The 17,047-nt window shown below is 47.5% G+C and carries 14 protein-coding genes; 2 read left to right on the forward strand and 12 right to left on the reverse strand.

Features of this window, described 5'->3' with window-relative positions:
* Positions 1 to 29: 29 nt before the first annotated feature.
* From HF894_RS07010 to HF894_RS07050, 9 genes are all read right to left on the reverse strand, one after another.
* On the reverse strand, positions 30 to 875 hold the full coding sequence (locus HF894_RS07010) for a hypothetical protein (protein ID WP_204972007.1): 846 nt from the start codon (positions 873 to 875) through the stop codon (positions 30 to 32).
* 5 nt (positions 876 to 880) lie between these two features.
* The gene (locus HF894_RS07015; RefSeq protein ID WP_204972008.1) at positions 881 to 2,029 is read right to left on the reverse strand and encodes a hypothetical protein; all 1,149 of its coding nucleotides are present in this window, start codon (positions 2,027 to 2,029) and stop codon (positions 881 to 883) included.
* A gap of 65 nt (positions 2,030 to 2,094) precedes the next feature.
* Positions 2,095 to 2,586 carry a ubiquitin-conjugating enzyme family protein gene (locus tag HF894_RS07020; protein WP_204972009.1) on the reverse strand — a complete coding sequence of 164 codons (492 nt, stop codon included), beginning with the start codon at positions 2,584 to 2,586 and terminating at the stop codon, positions 2,095 to 2,097.
* Between the two features lie 145 nt (positions 2,587 to 2,731).
* Positions 2,732 to 3,049: a hypothetical protein gene (locus tag HF894_RS07025; RefSeq protein WP_139247481.1), complete on the reverse strand. Its 318-nt coding sequence runs from the start codon at positions 3,047 to 3,049 to the stop codon at positions 2,732 to 2,734.
* 85 nt (positions 3,050 to 3,134) lie between these two features.
* Positions 3,135 to 4,832: a hypothetical protein gene (locus tag HF894_RS07030; RefSeq protein WP_204972010.1), complete on the reverse strand. Its 1,698-nt coding sequence runs from the start codon at positions 4,830 to 4,832 to the stop codon at positions 3,135 to 3,137.
* A gap of 44 nt (positions 4,833 to 4,876) precedes the next feature.
* Positions 4,877 to 5,323 (reverse strand): GPW/gp25 family protein, encoded by a 447-nt coding sequence (locus HF894_RS07035; RefSeq protein ID WP_204972011.1) that lies wholly within the window; start codon positions 5,321 to 5,323, stop codon positions 4,877 to 4,879.
* Positions 5,324 to 5,332: 9 nt separating this feature from the next.
* Entirely contained in the window at positions 5,333 to 6,472 is a 1,140-nt protein-coding gene (locus tag HF894_RS07040; protein WP_204972012.1) for a hypothetical protein, read from the reverse strand.
* Positions 6,469 to 7,287, reverse strand: a complete 819-nt coding sequence (locus tag HF894_RS07045; RefSeq protein ID WP_204972015.1) for a hypothetical protein — start codon at positions 7,285 to 7,287, stop codon at positions 6,469 to 6,471. Before HF894_RS07045 ends, HF894_RS07040 begins: the two co-directional genes overlap by 4 nt.
* Positions 7,284 to 8,516: a HesA/MoeB/ThiF family protein gene (locus tag HF894_RS07050; RefSeq protein WP_204972017.1), complete on the reverse strand. Its 1,233-nt coding sequence runs from the start codon at positions 8,514 to 8,516 to the stop codon at positions 7,284 to 7,286. Before HF894_RS07050 ends, HF894_RS07045 begins: the two co-directional genes overlap by 4 nt.
* Before the next feature lie 577 nt (positions 8,517 to 9,093).
* On the opposite strand from HF894_RS07050, the gene HF894_RS07055 reads away from it, so the two are divergent.
* Positions 9,094 to 10,443: a peptidase associated/transthyretin-like domain-containing protein gene (locus HF894_RS07055; protein ID WP_218417849.1), complete on the forward strand. Its 1,350-nt coding sequence runs from the start codon at positions 9,094 to 9,096 to the stop codon at positions 10,441 to 10,443.
* A 22-nt stretch (positions 10,444 to 10,465) separates the two neighbouring features.
* Complete coding sequence (locus HF894_RS07060; RefSeq protein ID WP_204972021.1) at positions 10,466 to 11,197, forward strand: ribosome recycling factor; 732 nt, start codon at positions 10,466 to 10,468, stop codon at positions 11,195 to 11,197.
* A gap of 32 nt (positions 11,198 to 11,229) precedes the next feature.
* Here HF894_RS07060 and HF894_RS07065 read toward each other — a convergent pair whose 3' ends face one another.
* The 3 genes from HF894_RS07065 to HF894_RS07075 are packed head-to-tail and all read right to left on the reverse strand — an operon-like array spanning position 11,230 to position 17,039.
* Positions 11,230 to 11,619, reverse strand: coding sequence for a DUF4280 domain-containing protein (locus HF894_RS07065; protein WP_204972023.1), 390 nt, complete (start codon positions 11,617 to 11,619; stop codon positions 11,230 to 11,232).
* Between the two features lie 13 nt (positions 11,620 to 11,632).
* Positions 11,633 to 13,423 carry a hypothetical protein gene (locus HF894_RS07070; RefSeq protein ID WP_204972024.1) on the reverse strand — a complete coding sequence of 597 codons (1,791 nt, stop codon included), beginning with the start codon at positions 13,421 to 13,423 and terminating at the stop codon, positions 11,633 to 11,635.
* A gap of 34 nt (positions 13,424 to 13,457) precedes the next feature.
* Entirely contained in the window at positions 13,458 to 17,039 is a 3,582-nt protein-coding gene (locus tag HF894_RS07075; protein ID WP_204972025.1) for a phage baseplate assembly protein V, read from the reverse strand.
* Positions 17,040 to 17,047: the final 8 nt, after the last annotated feature.

Consider the following 17,047-nt stretch of genomic DNA (forward strand, 5'->3'; position numbering starts at 1 on the left):
TTGCGGATTATTTTCGGATTATAATTTCATTAGATAGTCGGATAGTCATTATTGTCTTTGTCCATCATTTCACGGAGTTTCTTTGCGTTCTCTCGTGCCTGCTTGAGCGCTTTCAGTTTGGCTTGCAGCATGTTGAGAAACAGTAATATCATAGCTACTGCAGCCAGGCTATACAAATAGTCTTTTATTCGCTGTAGCCAGGGCTTGTATTCCAAGGCCTGTATTTTATCGGATATGTTTTTCAGTTCGATGTACTTTTCTTCTATCGGCTGAAAACGGGGAAGGAGGTTCTTGAACTCCTCAGACAGGCTTTTGGCAATGTCATAGTGGCTTTGAATTTCCGCGAACACCAGCTGTTCTTTCCCTTTCACCTTTTCGAGTTCAGCAGCCAATGCTTTAATCAGTGAATATTCGACTGCTGTCTTATAGAGCTTGGCATAAGCGCTGTCTTGTGCCTGAAAAAAAACTTCTGCATCTGCAAAATCTTTTTGTGCATCGAAGAAGTGTTTTTGAATGGCAATCGAGTCCAGCAAGTTCTGTTTGGTCAGTTGATAGTCGGCAACAATCTGCAGCAGGGAGTCGTCTTCGGCTATTTCGATCTGCCTCGATTGGTAATAGGTATTCCATTTGGCGTCGATGGTTGTCACTTTTTGGCTGGCTTCCGTAAGCTGCTCGTTCGATGTATATTGTCCAACCCTGGCGGAAATATCTTTGAGTTCCTGATAAAAGCTGAGCATGCGGCTTTCTATTTCCAGCAGATGCATTTCGTCAACAAAGCTGTTTGATTCATCCTGCCCCCAGATTTGGGTGCAGGAGAAAACCATTCCGATGCATAGGCAGAACAGTAGCCGTATGTGATGTCTCAATTCTTTCATACGCGTTATTTCTTTTGGCAGGTTTGGCGGAAATAAGCTTTGGCTTTGTTGAATATGTTGAGGGCTGCCTGCTGGTCGTGGTTGACTTCTGTCGCTCGTTGCACGTGCGCTTCAATCAGGGTTATAGCTTGTTTGCATGCAGTTTCCAGGTCTTTTTTCTCAATCTCGTCTGAACTCAATAACCATTTGTTGGTGTTGTTGTCAATTTGTCTGGCTGTTGCCAGAATGTAGTCGGCGCTGAGGTCAAACTTTGTGCTCTGTTTTTCTCTTATAACTTGGAATTTACATTGCATCTTTTGGATAGCGTCCACGTAGCTGTTGTAGGCTTCTATGCTCGATTGGATATCTGGGCAGGCGCTTGTTTCTTCCTTTTTGGGGTATTGTTTCAGTAGGAGCGCTTTCATTTCATTGAATATTCCTTCACTTTCAGGACTCTTCAGGTTGGAGTGCTGGCCGAATTTTTGGTCGAGTGTGGTATATCCCGTTTTGATGTTCTCGAGCAGGGTTGCTGCAGCCTGTATCTCTTCTTCTTTTCCAAAACAAGGGTCTCTTTTGATAGAAATGTTGTATTTGCGGTTCAAGTCCGTTTGGAAAAAAAGGTTGTATTTAATTTTCTTTCGACCTGTTTGTTCGCTCATGACGAGTATATCTCTGAGTGTGATAGATACATCGGCCACTTCATGAAGAATGTCGAATGTTTGTTCAATGTAGTCGTTCACCATCTTGTATTCGGTCGGCTGTGGTTGAAGTCCCTCATACTCAATCCACTGCTTGAAGATGTGTTTTCTTTTGGGCTTGATGGACTTTCTCAAGGGTTTCATCATCTTGTATCTTGCCTTTTCATCCGATTCCACCACGTAGGGCAGTCTGTTGGGGCGGAGTTTGCGAAAGCGGACAGCATGTGAGTAGCGTACGTTATCTTGGAAAACGAACAGTTTCCGATAGGATATCAGGTTGACTGTCAGTTTGTTGCTGGGCTCGTTGAAGCTGATTTTTACCAGAAGGTCCATGTCGGTTGTTCCCGGTATAAGTGAGATGTGGTCCACGTATGGGGCGTTTCCTGCCACTTCTATTTGCTTGACTGTTTGTGCTTTCAGGTTACAGCTGAAGCAAAATAGAATGAGAACATATATGACATTATTCAGGAATTTCATGTTTCAGCATTTAAATGTATGAACAAAAATACGAATTTAAATTGAAAAATAGTTATTCTATTGCCTTATTTTAAAGCGGGTTGCTGATCGAAATAAACCCATCCTTGAGGCTCTCCTTGTTTGACTACCCATTCTGCCACTTTCAAGTCTTCCGGATAGGGAGGTTCTTGAATGGCGTGATAACGGTCGTAAGTCAGATAGTGTCCAATACGCTCTACGCACCAGGCCAGGCTGGAGTAAGTGTCAGGGCTATTCAGGCATACCCTTCCCGCAAAGTCTCCGAAATATCGGATGTTGGGATGCCATGGATGAGGGATTGCTTGGCCTTCTTTATCGTAAGTCAGGAAATAAAATTCGGCAGGTGCATCCACGCAAGGGTAATTCTCGGGCAGGTAGATACGCATGCGAAAGGTTGAAGCGAAAATAGGCTTGTTGGCTATGCCTGGCTCGTTCAATCGTTCAAGTTGTTCTACATTGCAAATGGAGCGGATATGATAGGTTATCAGATACATTGTGGGCAGGCCTTGTTCATTACGTCTGATAATTTGATACTCCATTTCGTTTCGTTGTTCAAGGGCACGATCCAGTTGGCTCCATTCATGGAGCAGTCTCCGATTTCTTCCATTCAATTGTTGAGAAGAGTACTCTTGCCAATTCGTGGGATATGTTCGCATGCTGAATTCTGTTAGGGTGTATGACTCTTTATCCGGGGAAGGGGTCAGGAATTAGAAAAACGGTATCTCCATTGTTGACGTTGTAATCTGCCAACGTCTGGTCTGTTTTTCCAATCCTGGGTCTGAGTACGCGTGTTTCGTGAGTCGCGGTGTCCTCTTTCCCGAAGAAATAGTCTAAAGGAGCCCCTGTCGGGTCTATCGATGGAAAATCGAAGATAAGCCGTCCGTCTTTCCCGATGGCATGACGCAGATTGTTCATCAGGGTACTCAGGGGAGCCTGTGGGTTCATGATGCGGAACCTTACTTTTTTGTCTTTATATACGATGTCTAAAAAGAAATCTTCCATTGTTACGTCTTTGTTTGGATTGCAAAAATAATAAATTAAGAGTTCTCAATAGCTCTGTTTGTCGGACGTTTTTCCAATCGCCTTCCTAACTGATCTCGATACTGACTTGAACCGGCAGGATGTTGGTGCTTCTTACTTCAATCATTTTTTGCAACAACATTTCGGTCATTGGTATTTTCTCCTGAAAGTTTCGTTTGATGTAGGGATCGTTTTTCAGGGATATGTAAACCTGAGTCTCCAAGCCGCAATGGTAGCGTTCCGTGTGGCGGTTGTTTCTGACTCTTATGCTTGTTATCATATCGTTTGTGATGCCAAAGCGGGTACCCAGTTCGTTATAACATAAGATTTTGATATCTGCAGGTGTCACAATTCGATCGTTGGTGGTCAGGTAGTAGCGCGTGAGTAGGTTTTCGGCGTCCATGTTCTGCACTTCGTCAAAGCCGGGCATAGGTTCGGCAACCAGCTTGACATCTGTAAAGTAGCCGTTTGCCAGGATATTGAACCGGCTTCTGTTGTTCAGCAAGCTGTTGACAGCGCTACCGTTAGTGACCAGATAGTCTATGTGGAGACTTTTGTCTTTGGGACGGAAACCGTTGTCGTTCTTGAGCATCAGATAGAGGGTCGGCGTATAAATGTTCGGAGTCTTGGCCAATCCTTCCGACATTTTTTTCAGCAGAGAGTAGAAGCTGTCCATGAAGTTTCCTTCTCGAAGGGAGTCGATACCCTGAAAGGCATAATAATCGGAGGAAAAGCGGTTGATAAGCGTAGTGGCCAATTTGACCAGATGCTCAGGATTGAAACGGCTGGCTGTCATTTTACGGATTTCAATGGGTTCCTCTTTGAACATTTGCGTATCTGCAGGTCGGAGCAGGTGCAGGAATTGCCAGTATGTGGAAAAGTCGCTTGCACCGTTTAGGCGCGTGATGGGAGAACTGGACGAAAGGTTGGCAGATGCTATGGAGGCATTGGCCAGGATAGTACAGTTCAGCGACAACAGTTCCTTGTCGAACAGGAACTGGTCGTCAATGCCAAAGAATTCGAAAACCAGTTCCAGTCTTTCGTTTGATAGGGATGTGGCCGACGGGGTTTTGTAAGTATCTATTGCAAACAGTCGTACGTTTTGTCTCGCAAATAAATCAAACCAGATGTGGCGTGGCTGGAAAATGGGCGATTCGTTGTAGAGCAGGTTTTCCAGCGAGAAGCATCTGTCCAGGGGCAAATCGGCGTAATCCCACGGCTTGATGAGCGGAAGCGGGTGGCCGTTGGCAAAAACCTTCAGATCTTGGAAATGAGGGGTGCCGATTAGGAAGGTCATGCCAGACAGGTTGTTGACCGGTTCTTTGAATTGCAGGCCCACTTTCCAGCGGCGGTTGTCTATACGGACTATCGAGGATATCTTGCAGTTGAATACCCGTGTGCTGAGAAGTGGAATAAATGTGAACGGTGTGTCCTGAAGGGAGAAGACCGTTCGATGGTCCAGTGTCTGGATTGAGATACTTTCACTGGGTGTCACTTCTACGGCAGCTGTTGCCGGGAGTGCGTGAGTCCGTTCGTAGGGGACGAGCATCTGTTCCAGCTCATAAAGGATTTCGGCCTTGAGCTGTTCGATTTCGTTGTCGATTTCGTTAGCCTGATAGGCCAGCGCTGTCAGAAACAGGGAGAAAACCGGATCTTGCTCAATGCCTTCCAGGTGTTCGCTGTTGGTGCTTTGTTCCCAAACGGCAATGGCTTCTTTGATGATTTCTTTTGCCCTTTGGCGTGTATTGAATATCGTCTGTTTCATTTCTGTCTCATTTAAGTTATGGTCAGGACGTTTCTTGAAGGAAGTCAGTTCCAGAGGTTGATGCTGGTTGTGTACTTGTAGGGTTCATTGGTCTCCATAAGTATGCCTTCAACGACGATTTGAATCATTTTTTGGTTTTTAAGGTATGTCATGGAAACGGAAACTTCAGTCAGCCTTTTCTCGTATTGTTCGATAGCTTTTTTCAGGTCTACCGCAAATGTATTGAGGTTTTTGGAGTTTCCCGAAACCTTCTTGTCGTAAAGTTTCGAGTTTGAGTTGTCCTGTGGCAATGAGTCATAAATGACCCCTTCCTTTTCGTTGAATATCTCGAATTTCAGGTTGTTGAATATAAATCCGAATTCAGGATCTGCCCCACAGCCTCCACACGGTGTGCTCAGCAGCAGTTCGATGAACGCGTCGATGGCCATTTGCGACTTGGAAGCGTAGGCCAGACGTCCGTTTGTTACTTGCAAAGGTAGTAAAACGTTCATGACATACTTTTAAATTAATGGTGTGAATTCATCCTCTTCTTTTTCTACTGGGACATATAGAGCATTGTACAGGCTTTCATACAGATTCTTGTACAGGCTTTCGTACAGTTCTTCCGACAATTCTCCCGACAACAGGTCATGTAGTTCGGTCTTGAGTTGTTGGTTGATGTAGTCGGTCAGGCGGACAGTCAGGTCTTCGGAAATCTCGGCATAGAGTTTGGCCTTAAGTTCAGTGTAAAGTTGTTCGTACAGTTCAGGGCGCAATTGTTCGTACAATTCTGCCTTGATTTGTGCTTTCAACTCGTCAAAGTCGATGGTGTGGTCTTCCAGGACTACTTTGTCGAGGGTGCCTGCCGCGTTATGCAGATAGCTGTCCAACCAGTCCAGCCAGTTTGCGATGTCATATCCCGAATAAGCCGGTATGGTTACAGGTGTCTCGGTGTTTGGCGTAACGATATAGTAGTCTATGGCTTGGGCTATTTCGTAGGTCAGTTGGATGAAAGGGCATGTCCTGCCTTGAGTATCATAACTCTTTAACAGATAGGCATAGCGTTGGAAAGCACGTTTCCCTTCTCCAGACTCCAGATTCGGATGTTCGGCCAGTAAGCTGACTTGCTTTGTGAGTTGCTCCAAATACGGTTGGAAGCGGTTGTTAGACGATAGATATAGACAAGGAGGAATGTAAGATTCGTCGATGGAAAAGATACCGTCGCTGACTTTGAATTTCATGACCGGGAAAAGGTCTGTCCCTTCCAGTTCGCTCAGGGAATAGATGCCGTATGTGTATTCCGGCCGTACAAAGGGTACCTCCTTTACGTCGAATTCCACTTCCTTTTCGCCGAAACCGCAGGCCAGGTAGTATTCGTTGCCATACACCAGCGGGACGGTCACTACAACCTTTTCGTCGATGTGCAGAATTTTTCCGGAGGGGAGTAGAGCCATACAAGCCAGGTGGTCTATTTCCAGTTTGTTGCGGACGAAACCGCCTTGCCTGTCGAATTCGGTGAAAGGTATGAGGCCGAATTCATTTCCGTTGACGGCTCGGGTTGCCGCTTGTTGTCTGTGGCGCAGGTTCTCGTCCAGTTCTAGAAAAGTTTGGGCGGAGATTGCCATGCCGGCTTTCCAGTCTATTCTTGAGTTGATATTCATAATAGGTTCCTGTTAGTGTCAATATGCTGGGTTGATGTCTCGGTATTGTAGTCCAGTGTCAGGGCGTTACCCAGGGCAAAGGGGCGCTCATGATGTTTGATGGCAATGGTGCAATGCGTGTCGAAGGGAATGAACCATTCGCGAATAAAGTCGGCAAACGGATCTACGGTCGCTTTTAGCTTGTTGTATGCTTCTGTTGTCAGGTTTGGGACAATCAGATGGAAGGTGATGGCGGGTTGTGAATAGCCGATGCCTTCGTCCCACGTATATCGGCCGGTCGTCATCTCTACAGGGCAGTCGAACAGGCTTTTCAGCAGGGTTCGCAAGAAACCGAAATCAGCGCGCAGGTGGCTGATGAGGAGAAGCAGCGGGGCTGTTTTTCGGATGTATGGATTTTCTTCTTTCTCCAGGTCGTAGCCGAAATAGTGTTTGAGCAGCAGGGCCAGTTTCCCGCCCGACAGTTGTGAGGTTTCTTTCTCAATGTGGAGGCGGAATCTGAAGTTCAGGGTGTCTACAGGCTTGAAGAGATCTTTCAGAAGTTCCTCTTTCTTTTTGAGTTGTTCGTATTTCTGTTCGAAACCTTTTCCTTTCAGGGCATTGTCGGGAGCGATAACTCCTTGGGGGAGTAACCGCAGAAAACCGTCGCGAGCCAGGCGTACCGTCCGTTTGTCCTCTTCGAACGACAGGATATCCGGGCTGTAGTTCCGATAGAATGCGCCGGCGCATTCCGCTTGCCACTGGTCTGTGTGGTCAGGGAAGAGGTAATTCAAGAGGAATTCCGCACTGATGTCAAATGGTTTTGTCTCGTTCATCATGCCTGTCTGTTTTGATATAAGAAGGTTGAGTAATTTCGTTCGTCGGCCAGCTCTACGTAGCGGCTGCCGTTTTCTGTCCGCACATGCAGGACGCTCCACGGCGGAATGCCGATCTGTGACAGAGTCAGATCCCGATAGGGAAAATCCCTGTCGACAGTTTTTATCTCATGTTGGTAGAGGGCGTGGAAAGGAAGCTGGCGTAGGGTGGGCTCTTCTTCCAGAAAACGGGCGATGGCATAGTCGGGAAGCAGGGCGGCTACTTTTCGCTCGTCTTTCCGTACGGTCAGGTAGTCCACGAAGCTGTGGTCTCTGAGTACGATTTCCACGTCCCGGCATCCCAATTGCCCAGCCAGGCTGTCCAGTGTCTCACCAATCGGCCTGTCCGTCGTGAGGTTTACTTTTTCTATCGGTTCCCATCGGTCGTGCACGGGGCATTCTTCGTCGTAACCCGTAAAGTCTGCGATACGTGCGGCCAGGTGTTGACCTTCGTAATAGAACATCTTTCCGCATAGCGAGGTCAGTTCTCCGCTGGCCAGTTCATCGGGGTGTAGCAGTTTGATGGCTTCCTGTGCTTCTACGGCACCGATGACGGAAGCGATTACTGGCGTGGTCGGTACACGGTTCGCCTGTTCATTTCGTCGGATGGCCGCACTGCATGACAGGCGGTACGACATGTCCTTCAGCGCTTCAGGCCCCAGATTGCAGGCGTAGCAATTCTTGCCAGGTACGAACACCCGCGCTGTGCCTTCCAGTCCGTCTATGCCGCCGTCTACCCAAGGCACACCGGCACGCATGCACAGGCGGTTCAGGCAATAGCGCGCCCAGCGGTTGTCCACGCAGCCCACGACGACATCCATCCGTCGTAGCAGGCCCAGCCCGACATCGTGGCAGATGTCGCTCTCGAGTGGCAGCACTTGAATGGATGGATTGATTTCGCGGATGCGCTTTGCTGCTACGGTCGCTTTGGGGCGACGGGCTTCGGCGTCTGCCCGACTGAAGAGGATGGAGCGGGTCAGGTTCGATGGTTCGATGGTGTCGAAGTCCACAACGACCATGTGACCGACACCGAATAAAGCCAAGTTCTTCAGCACCTCGTTGCCAAGGGCACCGCAACCCACTACCATCACATTGGCTCGGTCCAGCCGCTCCTGCTTGAACCAGGAGAACAGCGGGAACACGTCCGCGCCCCATGTGGGAGCTAAGGTCGGTATCGGGTCATTTTCTTTCATTGCAAGATGCTTTCTGTGGTTTGGCTGCTCAAATGTAGCAAATATTCGGGAAAGCCCCCAAACGATTGAGACAATATTTGGCTGAAAACCTGTAAAAAGCCTTCTTTTACAAGATTATTTCCATTTCTTTTGTGAAGTTTCATCGTAATTCGGTGTGAATTAGCGGTTTCTTGTGAAACTTGCATCTGGTTTCACATGAGACGGGTATGTTTCACCATTATTGCCTTGTTTACAATCGGTTACCATTCATTGTGAAACGGTGAAGGATAAAACGGGAGAAATGACTTATCTTTTGTTTGAGGGAGAGTTATCTGTCAGTGAAATATTGACCGTTTGGATATATTCATAAAGTAATGTTTGGAGTCGGATAAAGCAATGCTTTAAGCTGGACAAATGGCTGCTTTCTCTTGTTTGGACAATAGCCTTCTTTCGCTTGCTAACTATCTACATGACGAAGCTAAAGTTCATAGTTATGAGTATAAAGTGGCATTTTATACAGGAATAATGCCGATATCCCTTGAAGAAAATCGGAGAGCAGCGTCGGTTATTCCGTTATTTTTCCGTATGTTTGCAAGGTATGATTTCAGAAACAGTACGCATGAGATATGGGTGGATCATAATTCTGTGGTGCATGACGGCTTTTCCCGTGATGGCGCAGCGGATGCGCATCGAGGATTTCGGACGCTACAAGAGGCCGTTCCTGCAAAAGTCGCCTTTTACGACAGACAAACGGCAAGCTCTGCTCGACTTTTTTACTAACGAGAAGGGTTTCCAGTTTTTCGTGGAAGATGCATCTGTAGCCACGACCGAAGGAGAAGGAATGGTCACCCTGACGCTGCCCCATCGTACCAGCTTCCTCGTCATCAAGCATCCCGTCTACGGGCAGCTGGCCTGGAAGGTGCCCGACGGCGTGTTGAAAAAGAAAAAGCACTATCATGCCTATCTCCATACTGAAAGTTTGGAGAAAGAGTTCCGTCAGCAGAAGCAGTGGGCGCTGATTTCGACGGTGCCCGAACATGCCATCGTCTACGTAGATACCGTTATCCATCCTCTTTTGGACGGGACCCTTTCCCTTTACTTGCCACTGGGCCGGCATGCTTGCCGTATTGAATCGCCTTTCTACCAGACCTTGAACGATACCATCGAACTGACAGACTCCGCCCGTTTTGAGAAGCGCTACGTGTTGCAGCCTTTTTATGCCTACCTGACCGTAGAGACCGACTGGCCCGATGCCCGCATCTGCCTGGACGGGCAGCCGTTGGGGATGCAGCGCATCGAGACGTCCCGTCTGATGCCCGGCCGATATCGGCTGACCGTCGACCAAGGCGATTCGCTCTACTACGAACAGTGGTTGGAGCTGGCCAACGCAGAGCGTAAGGTGGTCGACCTGCATGGCATCGAGTTGCGTCCGTTCCCGCAGCCAGGACAGACCATAGAGACGCTTGGGTTCCCGAATGAGGTTTTGGCAGACTCCTTGGCTTCGGACAGCCTTCAGGTACAGCCAGAACAATGGGCCGACGTACATATTACCGCTTTCGACGCCGACACCGAAATCTGGCTCAACCGCGAGCAGGTGGGGCAGGGCGAATGGCGGGGAAAGCTGGCGCCAGGCTTTTATGCCGTCAGTTCGAAGAAAGAGGGGCTGGACTCGCGCACCGACTTCTTCTGGGTGGATGCGGGGAAGAGCGTGGAGTTGAACCTCATTTCGCCTCTGGCCGATTACGGATTGCTGAACGTGTCGTGCGACGAGGTGGATGCGGCCGTTTTCCTGAACGGCCTCGCGGCAGGCTTTGCTCCTTGTGTACTGCGTAACCTGCCCGTCGATCGCACCTATCGCCTCCGGCTGGTCAAGGGGCGCAAGGCGGCCGAGACGCTCGTTCGTCTGAAGGGAAATGACATTGTGAACGTGAAACTGAAACTGAAATAATAAATAACCAAAAGGAAAACAGATGAGAATGACTGTGTATAAGCTGTTGCAGGAAGCCCAGCAGAAAATGAACGGATATGCGGTGTATATGAACTACCAGTTCATGCACTTCGGTGTGAAGGCCGAGCCGGCCGCCCTCCTGACGGTCGAAGTCGAAGTGGGCGGTGAACGGATGAATCTGGAAGACGTGGCCGATGTGGCGTTACCCCAGGACGATCAGTTCGCTTTGATTCCCAAGGAGCAGGATTACCTGTTTGCCATCTGCAAGGCTGTGGCCCAGGCGCATCCCGACTATAAGATCAAACAGAAACCGATGGACGAGGACAGCGAGGAAAGCGGAGAGGAGGAATCCTCGGACGGAGAAGAGGATCGGTACGTCCTGTGCACGATGCCCGAAGTGAACGACGACCGGCACGATGCGGGCATGGATTACGTGAAGGCCATTTACGAGGAAATGACGGCCAAGATTGATGTGGTAAATGCCGCGTATGGCGCGAAGATCGCCAAGCAACTGGTCGGTGCCAAGCCCGAGGAAATGGACGAGGCGAAGGAGGAACTCCAGAAGGTGTATGACCAGATAAAGGATATATGCAAGTCCTATCGCGAGGAGAAGGAAAAGCAGATAGAGGAGGCTTATCAGGATTACCTGAAGAAGAAGGCCGAGGCCGAGCAGGCCGAGAGCGAGCGTCAGGCCGCGCGTGGCGAAGACAAAGGCATGAAATTGGACCTGAGCCAGTTTACCGGCAAAGAATAAAAAGTGCCTGGCCTGTAACGGCGGGCAGGGGATTATTTCCCCTGCGAGTCGCACGTATGGCCGGGCATGTTGATGGAGATGCTGCCGCCATAGGCACACATCAGCTTGCAGTTGTCCAGCAGGGCCGGCATGTTGGTGATCAGTTGCTTGCCGCCCGGTGCCCAGGGAGCCACGATTACCGGAATGCAGGGCATGGGCGTCAGGACGCCCATTGCGGCCGAGGTGGCGGAGGCCACCATGGGGTTGCTCAGCGACTGGCACATGCCGAAGGGCAGAATATTAACCAGTGGAGCGAAATCCATGATGGTGGCTTTCGGCTTGTTCTGGATCATCGGCCGCAGAGGGACCGTTACCATTAATGAAGAAGGGGTCATACCAAACGTGCATTTCAGCATTGCGCCCATACAAACATATTTTGCCATAATCTTTCCGTTTTTATCCGTTGTTCGATTTCAGTTCTTCTTCACTCAGTTTCGCACTCAGCTTGGCGGTAGACGGCGCGCCGGGCACGGAGATGCCTTCGGTGGTGTAGGGGGTCTTGAACGACGAATCCACCTTCAGATTCTTCATCTCGACCGTTCCGGCGGTGACGTCGGACTTGAACGTCGATTTGCCCTGCGAGGTCATCTCACCGTAGAGGGTGGTCTTACTGCCGGAGAGCGCGGCGTCGCCGCCGCTCAATTGCAGGATGGCCTTGCCGTCCTGTTGCAGCTCGACGGTAGTGTCGCCGAAGAGGCCCACCTTGTCCGAGGCCACCTGCACACTCTTGCTCCGCGTCTTCTTGTCCCTTGCTCCCGCATAGACTTTTTCTGCCAGCAGAAGCAGGCTGCTACCTGCAGCCAGCTCCTTGTCGGTACGCTTCTCCTTGTCCACGTCCATTGCCTTCACTTCTACCGTCTTGGCGTTGGCGGCAATCGTTCCGGTAGCCTTGCCTTCGGTGTCGGTGGCGTTAAGGTTGATTTTTTCGGCGCGCAAGGTGAACGAACCCTCCTTGGTCAGGCTCTTTTCTTCGGTTTTGTCGTCCTTCGTCTCGTAGTCCACGGCCTCCACCTGGATTGCCTTCGAGACGACGCGTACGCTGCCTTCGGCCGGCAGGTCGGTGTTCTTGTCCGCTATCTTGGGGTTGGCGGTGTTGATTTCCACGTCCTGCGAGCCCATGTAGATGCCGCTGTCCTTGATCAGTGCGCCGTCGTTGCCGTAGGAGGTGAGGCTGATTTCCTTGCCTGCCAGGCCGATGCCCGCGCCGTCGTTGGTTCGCAGGTTGCCGTCACCGTCGGTCGAAGTGAGGCTGATATTTTCGGAGCGGAGCGAGATGAAGGTATCGGTGGTTTGCTCCTTGAACGACGATTTCAGTTGCTTGGCTGCCTCTTTTTGTTCCTTGACGGCAGCCAATTGTCGGTTGCTCTCGGCAAGGAGAGAGAGAGAATTGAAGTAGTGAGTCAACGCATTGTAAAGAGTGGACGTTGTTTGCTGGAATTCATAATGCAGTTCGTCAATGTCCAGGAAGTTGGTTCGGGTCTCTATTTCGGAACTGTTTAGCGTATCTTTCTCAATCAGTTCGTTCATGTGGGATACTAACGAAGCCACTGTCGATTTGGCTTGGCTTGCTGTTTGGTTGAGGTCATTGATATGTGTGTTCAATGCCTTTTCTTCCTGCTCCAAACTTTCGGAAAGCGTGTCGCACGGCAGTGTGGCATCGATGCTGATTTGTCCGTTGGTGGAGAGATGAATTCCGCTGCCGCTGTTGGATAGACTGCTTTGGGGGAAATAGTCATCGGCATTCTCACCCCGCAAAACGATGTTTTGGGCTTGGGATACAATCTCAGAAATGGGCTTTACGACCTGTTCTATACCGTCCTTACCTGGATCTACCGCAATCTGGCGGATGCTGGGAGCGCGGCTTACGATACTGCCGATTCCCGATGTTCCAGTTCCTACCCCTTCCAGATCGATGTTGGTTGCCCGTATGACAACCTTTGAACCTCCACCCCATAATATACCGCTTTTGTCCACATTGCCGATAATGATTTCGGGAGCGGAGATAATTATTCGGTTGTCATCACGGATGTAGCGTCCTTTTTCCAGATTGTCAAGAATATCCTGTTTGATCCGTTGGATTTCGTCTTTTTGAGAACGGATCTCTTCAATATCTTTTTTTACATTTTGCTGGAACTTTTCCAATGCGCTTTTCCAATCCGTGAATTGCTCTGTTATGTCTTTTCTCATATGTATGATCTATTTTTGCTGGTTTAGTGGGCTGTTATATGTTTCTTAGGAAATCTATTATTTGCTGCATTTTGTTTGCTAAAGTATACTCGTTTATTGTATTATTGTCAAGAAAAAGTGTTTGATCTTCTTTCCTTGAGAATAATATATCTCCTCCACTTGCGTGATCCCAATTGTATTGGTCGTAAAAACCATTGAGCCCCCAAGCTTTTACAAACCTTCTCTTTAAACCGGTGGTTAAGGGAACATCGAGCTCTACTTGTTGTTGACTATTAGTTATAGTGATACCTTGTATAGCAGCATTCCAATTGGCGTCGTCGTAACCAGCTATTTGTGCTGGTAGGTTGACAGTAATACCATATGGATTATTGCCATTGAGATTATTTATAAATTGTCGGATCACACTTCTGAGTTCAATTTTATTAATTGTGGCATTAGCATTGAAATTCGAATTGTATGCGTTCTGTGCATTTAGAAAATAAACTTCTTCGCAAAGGGTACTAATATTGCCGTCTAGAGCGTAGAGCGCAGTTTTACAGGGATCGCTAAGCGACTTGCTAAGTGATTCTTTGACATTATTCCATACGGATTTTCTTACTGATTTATAGAGTCCTTTTGCCATATCGTTTATATGCATTGCAATAGAAAAAAGATTTAGGAAATCCTTTGTCCCTCTATTTTGAACTTTTAATGGCTGATATTCTTGATTGGCAACAAAATTTCCAAGGAGTGTATCACTATCGTCGGGATCGCGGCTTAACCCACCAGGTTGTTGTAGTATGGCGTATGGCCTACAACGTTGATTATATTTATCAATCATTGTTCCAATTGCTATAGTATTTGCTTTACATGTGTTAAATAAATCAATAATAAATTGATGAGCAGCAACAATGTCGCCAAAGAAAGATGCAGTTTCTTTGTGCTTAACTCCACCGGTCCATAATGCCGTCCTACGTAATTGTAAGTTTCTTCCAGGGATTTTTGCTTCTCCCTTACCTGCTTCGATGCATAAATATCTGTTGGACTTGATGAGCATCGTGCCACCGATAGGACGAATTAGAGTTTCCATAAAAGTGCGTATAAGGCCCATATCAATGGGTTGTATTTTCTTGAGCACATTAACCGCGGTGTCTTTTAAACTTTCTTTTAAAAGCTGAACAGAGGTTGGCCAAAAGTGGGATACGATATTGTTTCCGGAAGAAATGGAAAGGTTGTTACCCGCCACGATATCAATGTTCTTTCCCTCGATACGGACATTCCCGTTGGGCGCACTGATGGTGATACCTGTAAAGGCGCTGATATTTACTTTGCCCAAAGGGCTGTCGATGGAGATGGCACGTTTGTCCGATGACATGGATATGGAGTACAGTCCGTGTTCGTCGGTAAACTCGATGCCTCCCATCGCTTTCTTGAAAGAATCTGGGAAAATATCCACTTTATGGTCACGTAAACTAAGTTCTGTTTTGATAAAACCGGTTGGGCAGAAACTTTTAATGGTACTCATCAATGGGGACAATGAATTTAAAGCGTCTGAACTGGCTGATGGGTCGGAGAAAATGATAGAATGACCGTTTACGGACGAAATGACACGAGCTTTGTCCCGTTTGAAAGCGTATGGAACCGTTGATTCGTCTTCTTTTGCGGCTCTTGTATAGAGCATACCTTCTACGTAAGGCTTCTCAATATTTCCGTTCTCGTAGTTGATAATGGCTTCGTCGCCTATCTGGGGAAGGAAGTTGAAGCCGCTGCCGTCCGAAGCCATGGGCAGGGCAATGCGGATCCATGGTGTAGGGTCTTCCGTTTGGCCTTGCCACGGATAGCGTACCCTTACACGGTTCATTTTCAAGGGATCCGTATTGTGCGTGATGAAGGCTCGTTGGGCTTTGGCCTCTCGGATGGGGCCGACAGGAGCGGCAGGGGGGAATACGAACTCATTCTCTTTGTATGGGATGGCTTCGATGTCGAAGGTCTCTGCACCGCTGTTGGCGCAGCCGTTCATCTGGACAACGATATATTGTTCTCCGTCCAGCTCTATCAGGCTGCCCAGCGTGAGGGGGTAGAAATGGTCGCCCAATGCAATTTGGATACGTGACCGTTCGTTCGCTTCTATTCCTTTGCGGACGGCTTCATAAAATTCCAGGCTGAAGGTGACGTAACTGTCCAAAGCATTTTTAACGCTCTCTGATGTACTGAACGGATGGATGCGGTCACCGTTTTTTCTGTCGTCTGTATAGATTCCCTTTTTAAAATTTTTGTCTTCATAGTCGTCATTGGTCGCTTTGGCAGATAAACTACAATTCAGTATGGTTATTCCCGTATCAGAGATTAAGTTTACTGCTGCTTCAATCATATCGGCCGAATTAACGATGTCGGTAACAGCGTTGATAAAAAAATATCCTGGCCACAGGGCAAAATCTTGCCATTTGGTGTATTCATCTTTGGGAGGAAGGGAAACCAGGTTCTCATCTGAAGCCAGTTGGGAATCCTGAAGCTGTATATTTTCATTGTCTTGCAGTTCCGAAGGGAAACGTTTCACTTTATTTTCCCTGAGGGAATAATTATGATGGCTGCTTACGATATAGTTTTCTTTCCATGCAGTAGCTGTTTCATCAGAAAAATTGACGGAAACATACTCCGTAATGGGGGTTATGTCATCTTGTTCTTTATCATCCTTATCTTTTTTAGTCTTTTTTTCCCACCCGATATTGAAATATCCGTCCTCGTAATAGAGAAATTCTCCGCATCGGTTGCTGACTCTGACCAGAAAATCGAAGAAACTTTCGTTGTATTGCACGAGGTAGGGCTGGATAAATTCTTTATCATTATAGTATAGATAGCGAGGATTTTTGTTAAATTGAGATTTTGTCCCATCATTGATAATAGAGTTTAATTTCTTTATTTCGCTATCAAGTTCTTGTATTCTTATACTTATATTTTGAGACAATGCCTCCTTTTCATTAAGCGTCTTTTGCAGTTTCTCTTTTGTGTTTTCGTTTGTCTCTTTGTTTATCTTATCGTTGAGGTCGTTTATTTCTTTATTAATTTCCTTTTGTTTTTCCTCGAGGTTTGCCTTCTCTGCTTCCCGTTCCTTCTTCAAACTTTGAGCATTCTCTATTGTCAGTTGTTCATCTATTGTTTCAGGAAGGTTATTGGGCCAAAGATCTTTGTTCAAAAAAATGTCTTGAGTGAATTTTTTACCTGTATAGGCTTTGCAATACGTATCCAGTGTAAGGAACTTAAACGGGTCGTAGGCTTGGAACGTAGCATAATAAACGTTCCCTTTTTTCTCGATTTGTATCCCGAAAATATAATAGTCTTTTGCAATGCTGCTACTCTTGTTATCAGCTTGGGCTGTTAATTCGATTTTTTTTCCTTTGAATGTGCTGCAAATAGCATTGACACCGCTACATCCTGTAATTTGCAACTTGAAGATAAGTTCTCCCGGCTTGTAAATAGCTTTCGAGTAGCTCAAATCTTGGAGCGTGCAAATCCATGTTCTATTTTCTGTATGAATAGTACATGTGGACTTTTCTCCGTTTGAGTTGTAGCTTATGCTAATGTATTTCTTGTTTATGATTTGTGGAATATCGTAGATTGTTAAAGTATAGGAAGCCATGATGTTCT

The sequence above is a fragment of the Caecibacteroides pullorum genome (assembly GCF_019239235.1).
GTDB classification, from domain to species: Bacteria; Bacteroidota; Bacteroidia; order Bacteroidales; family Bacteroidaceae; genus Bacteroides; species Bacteroides pullorum.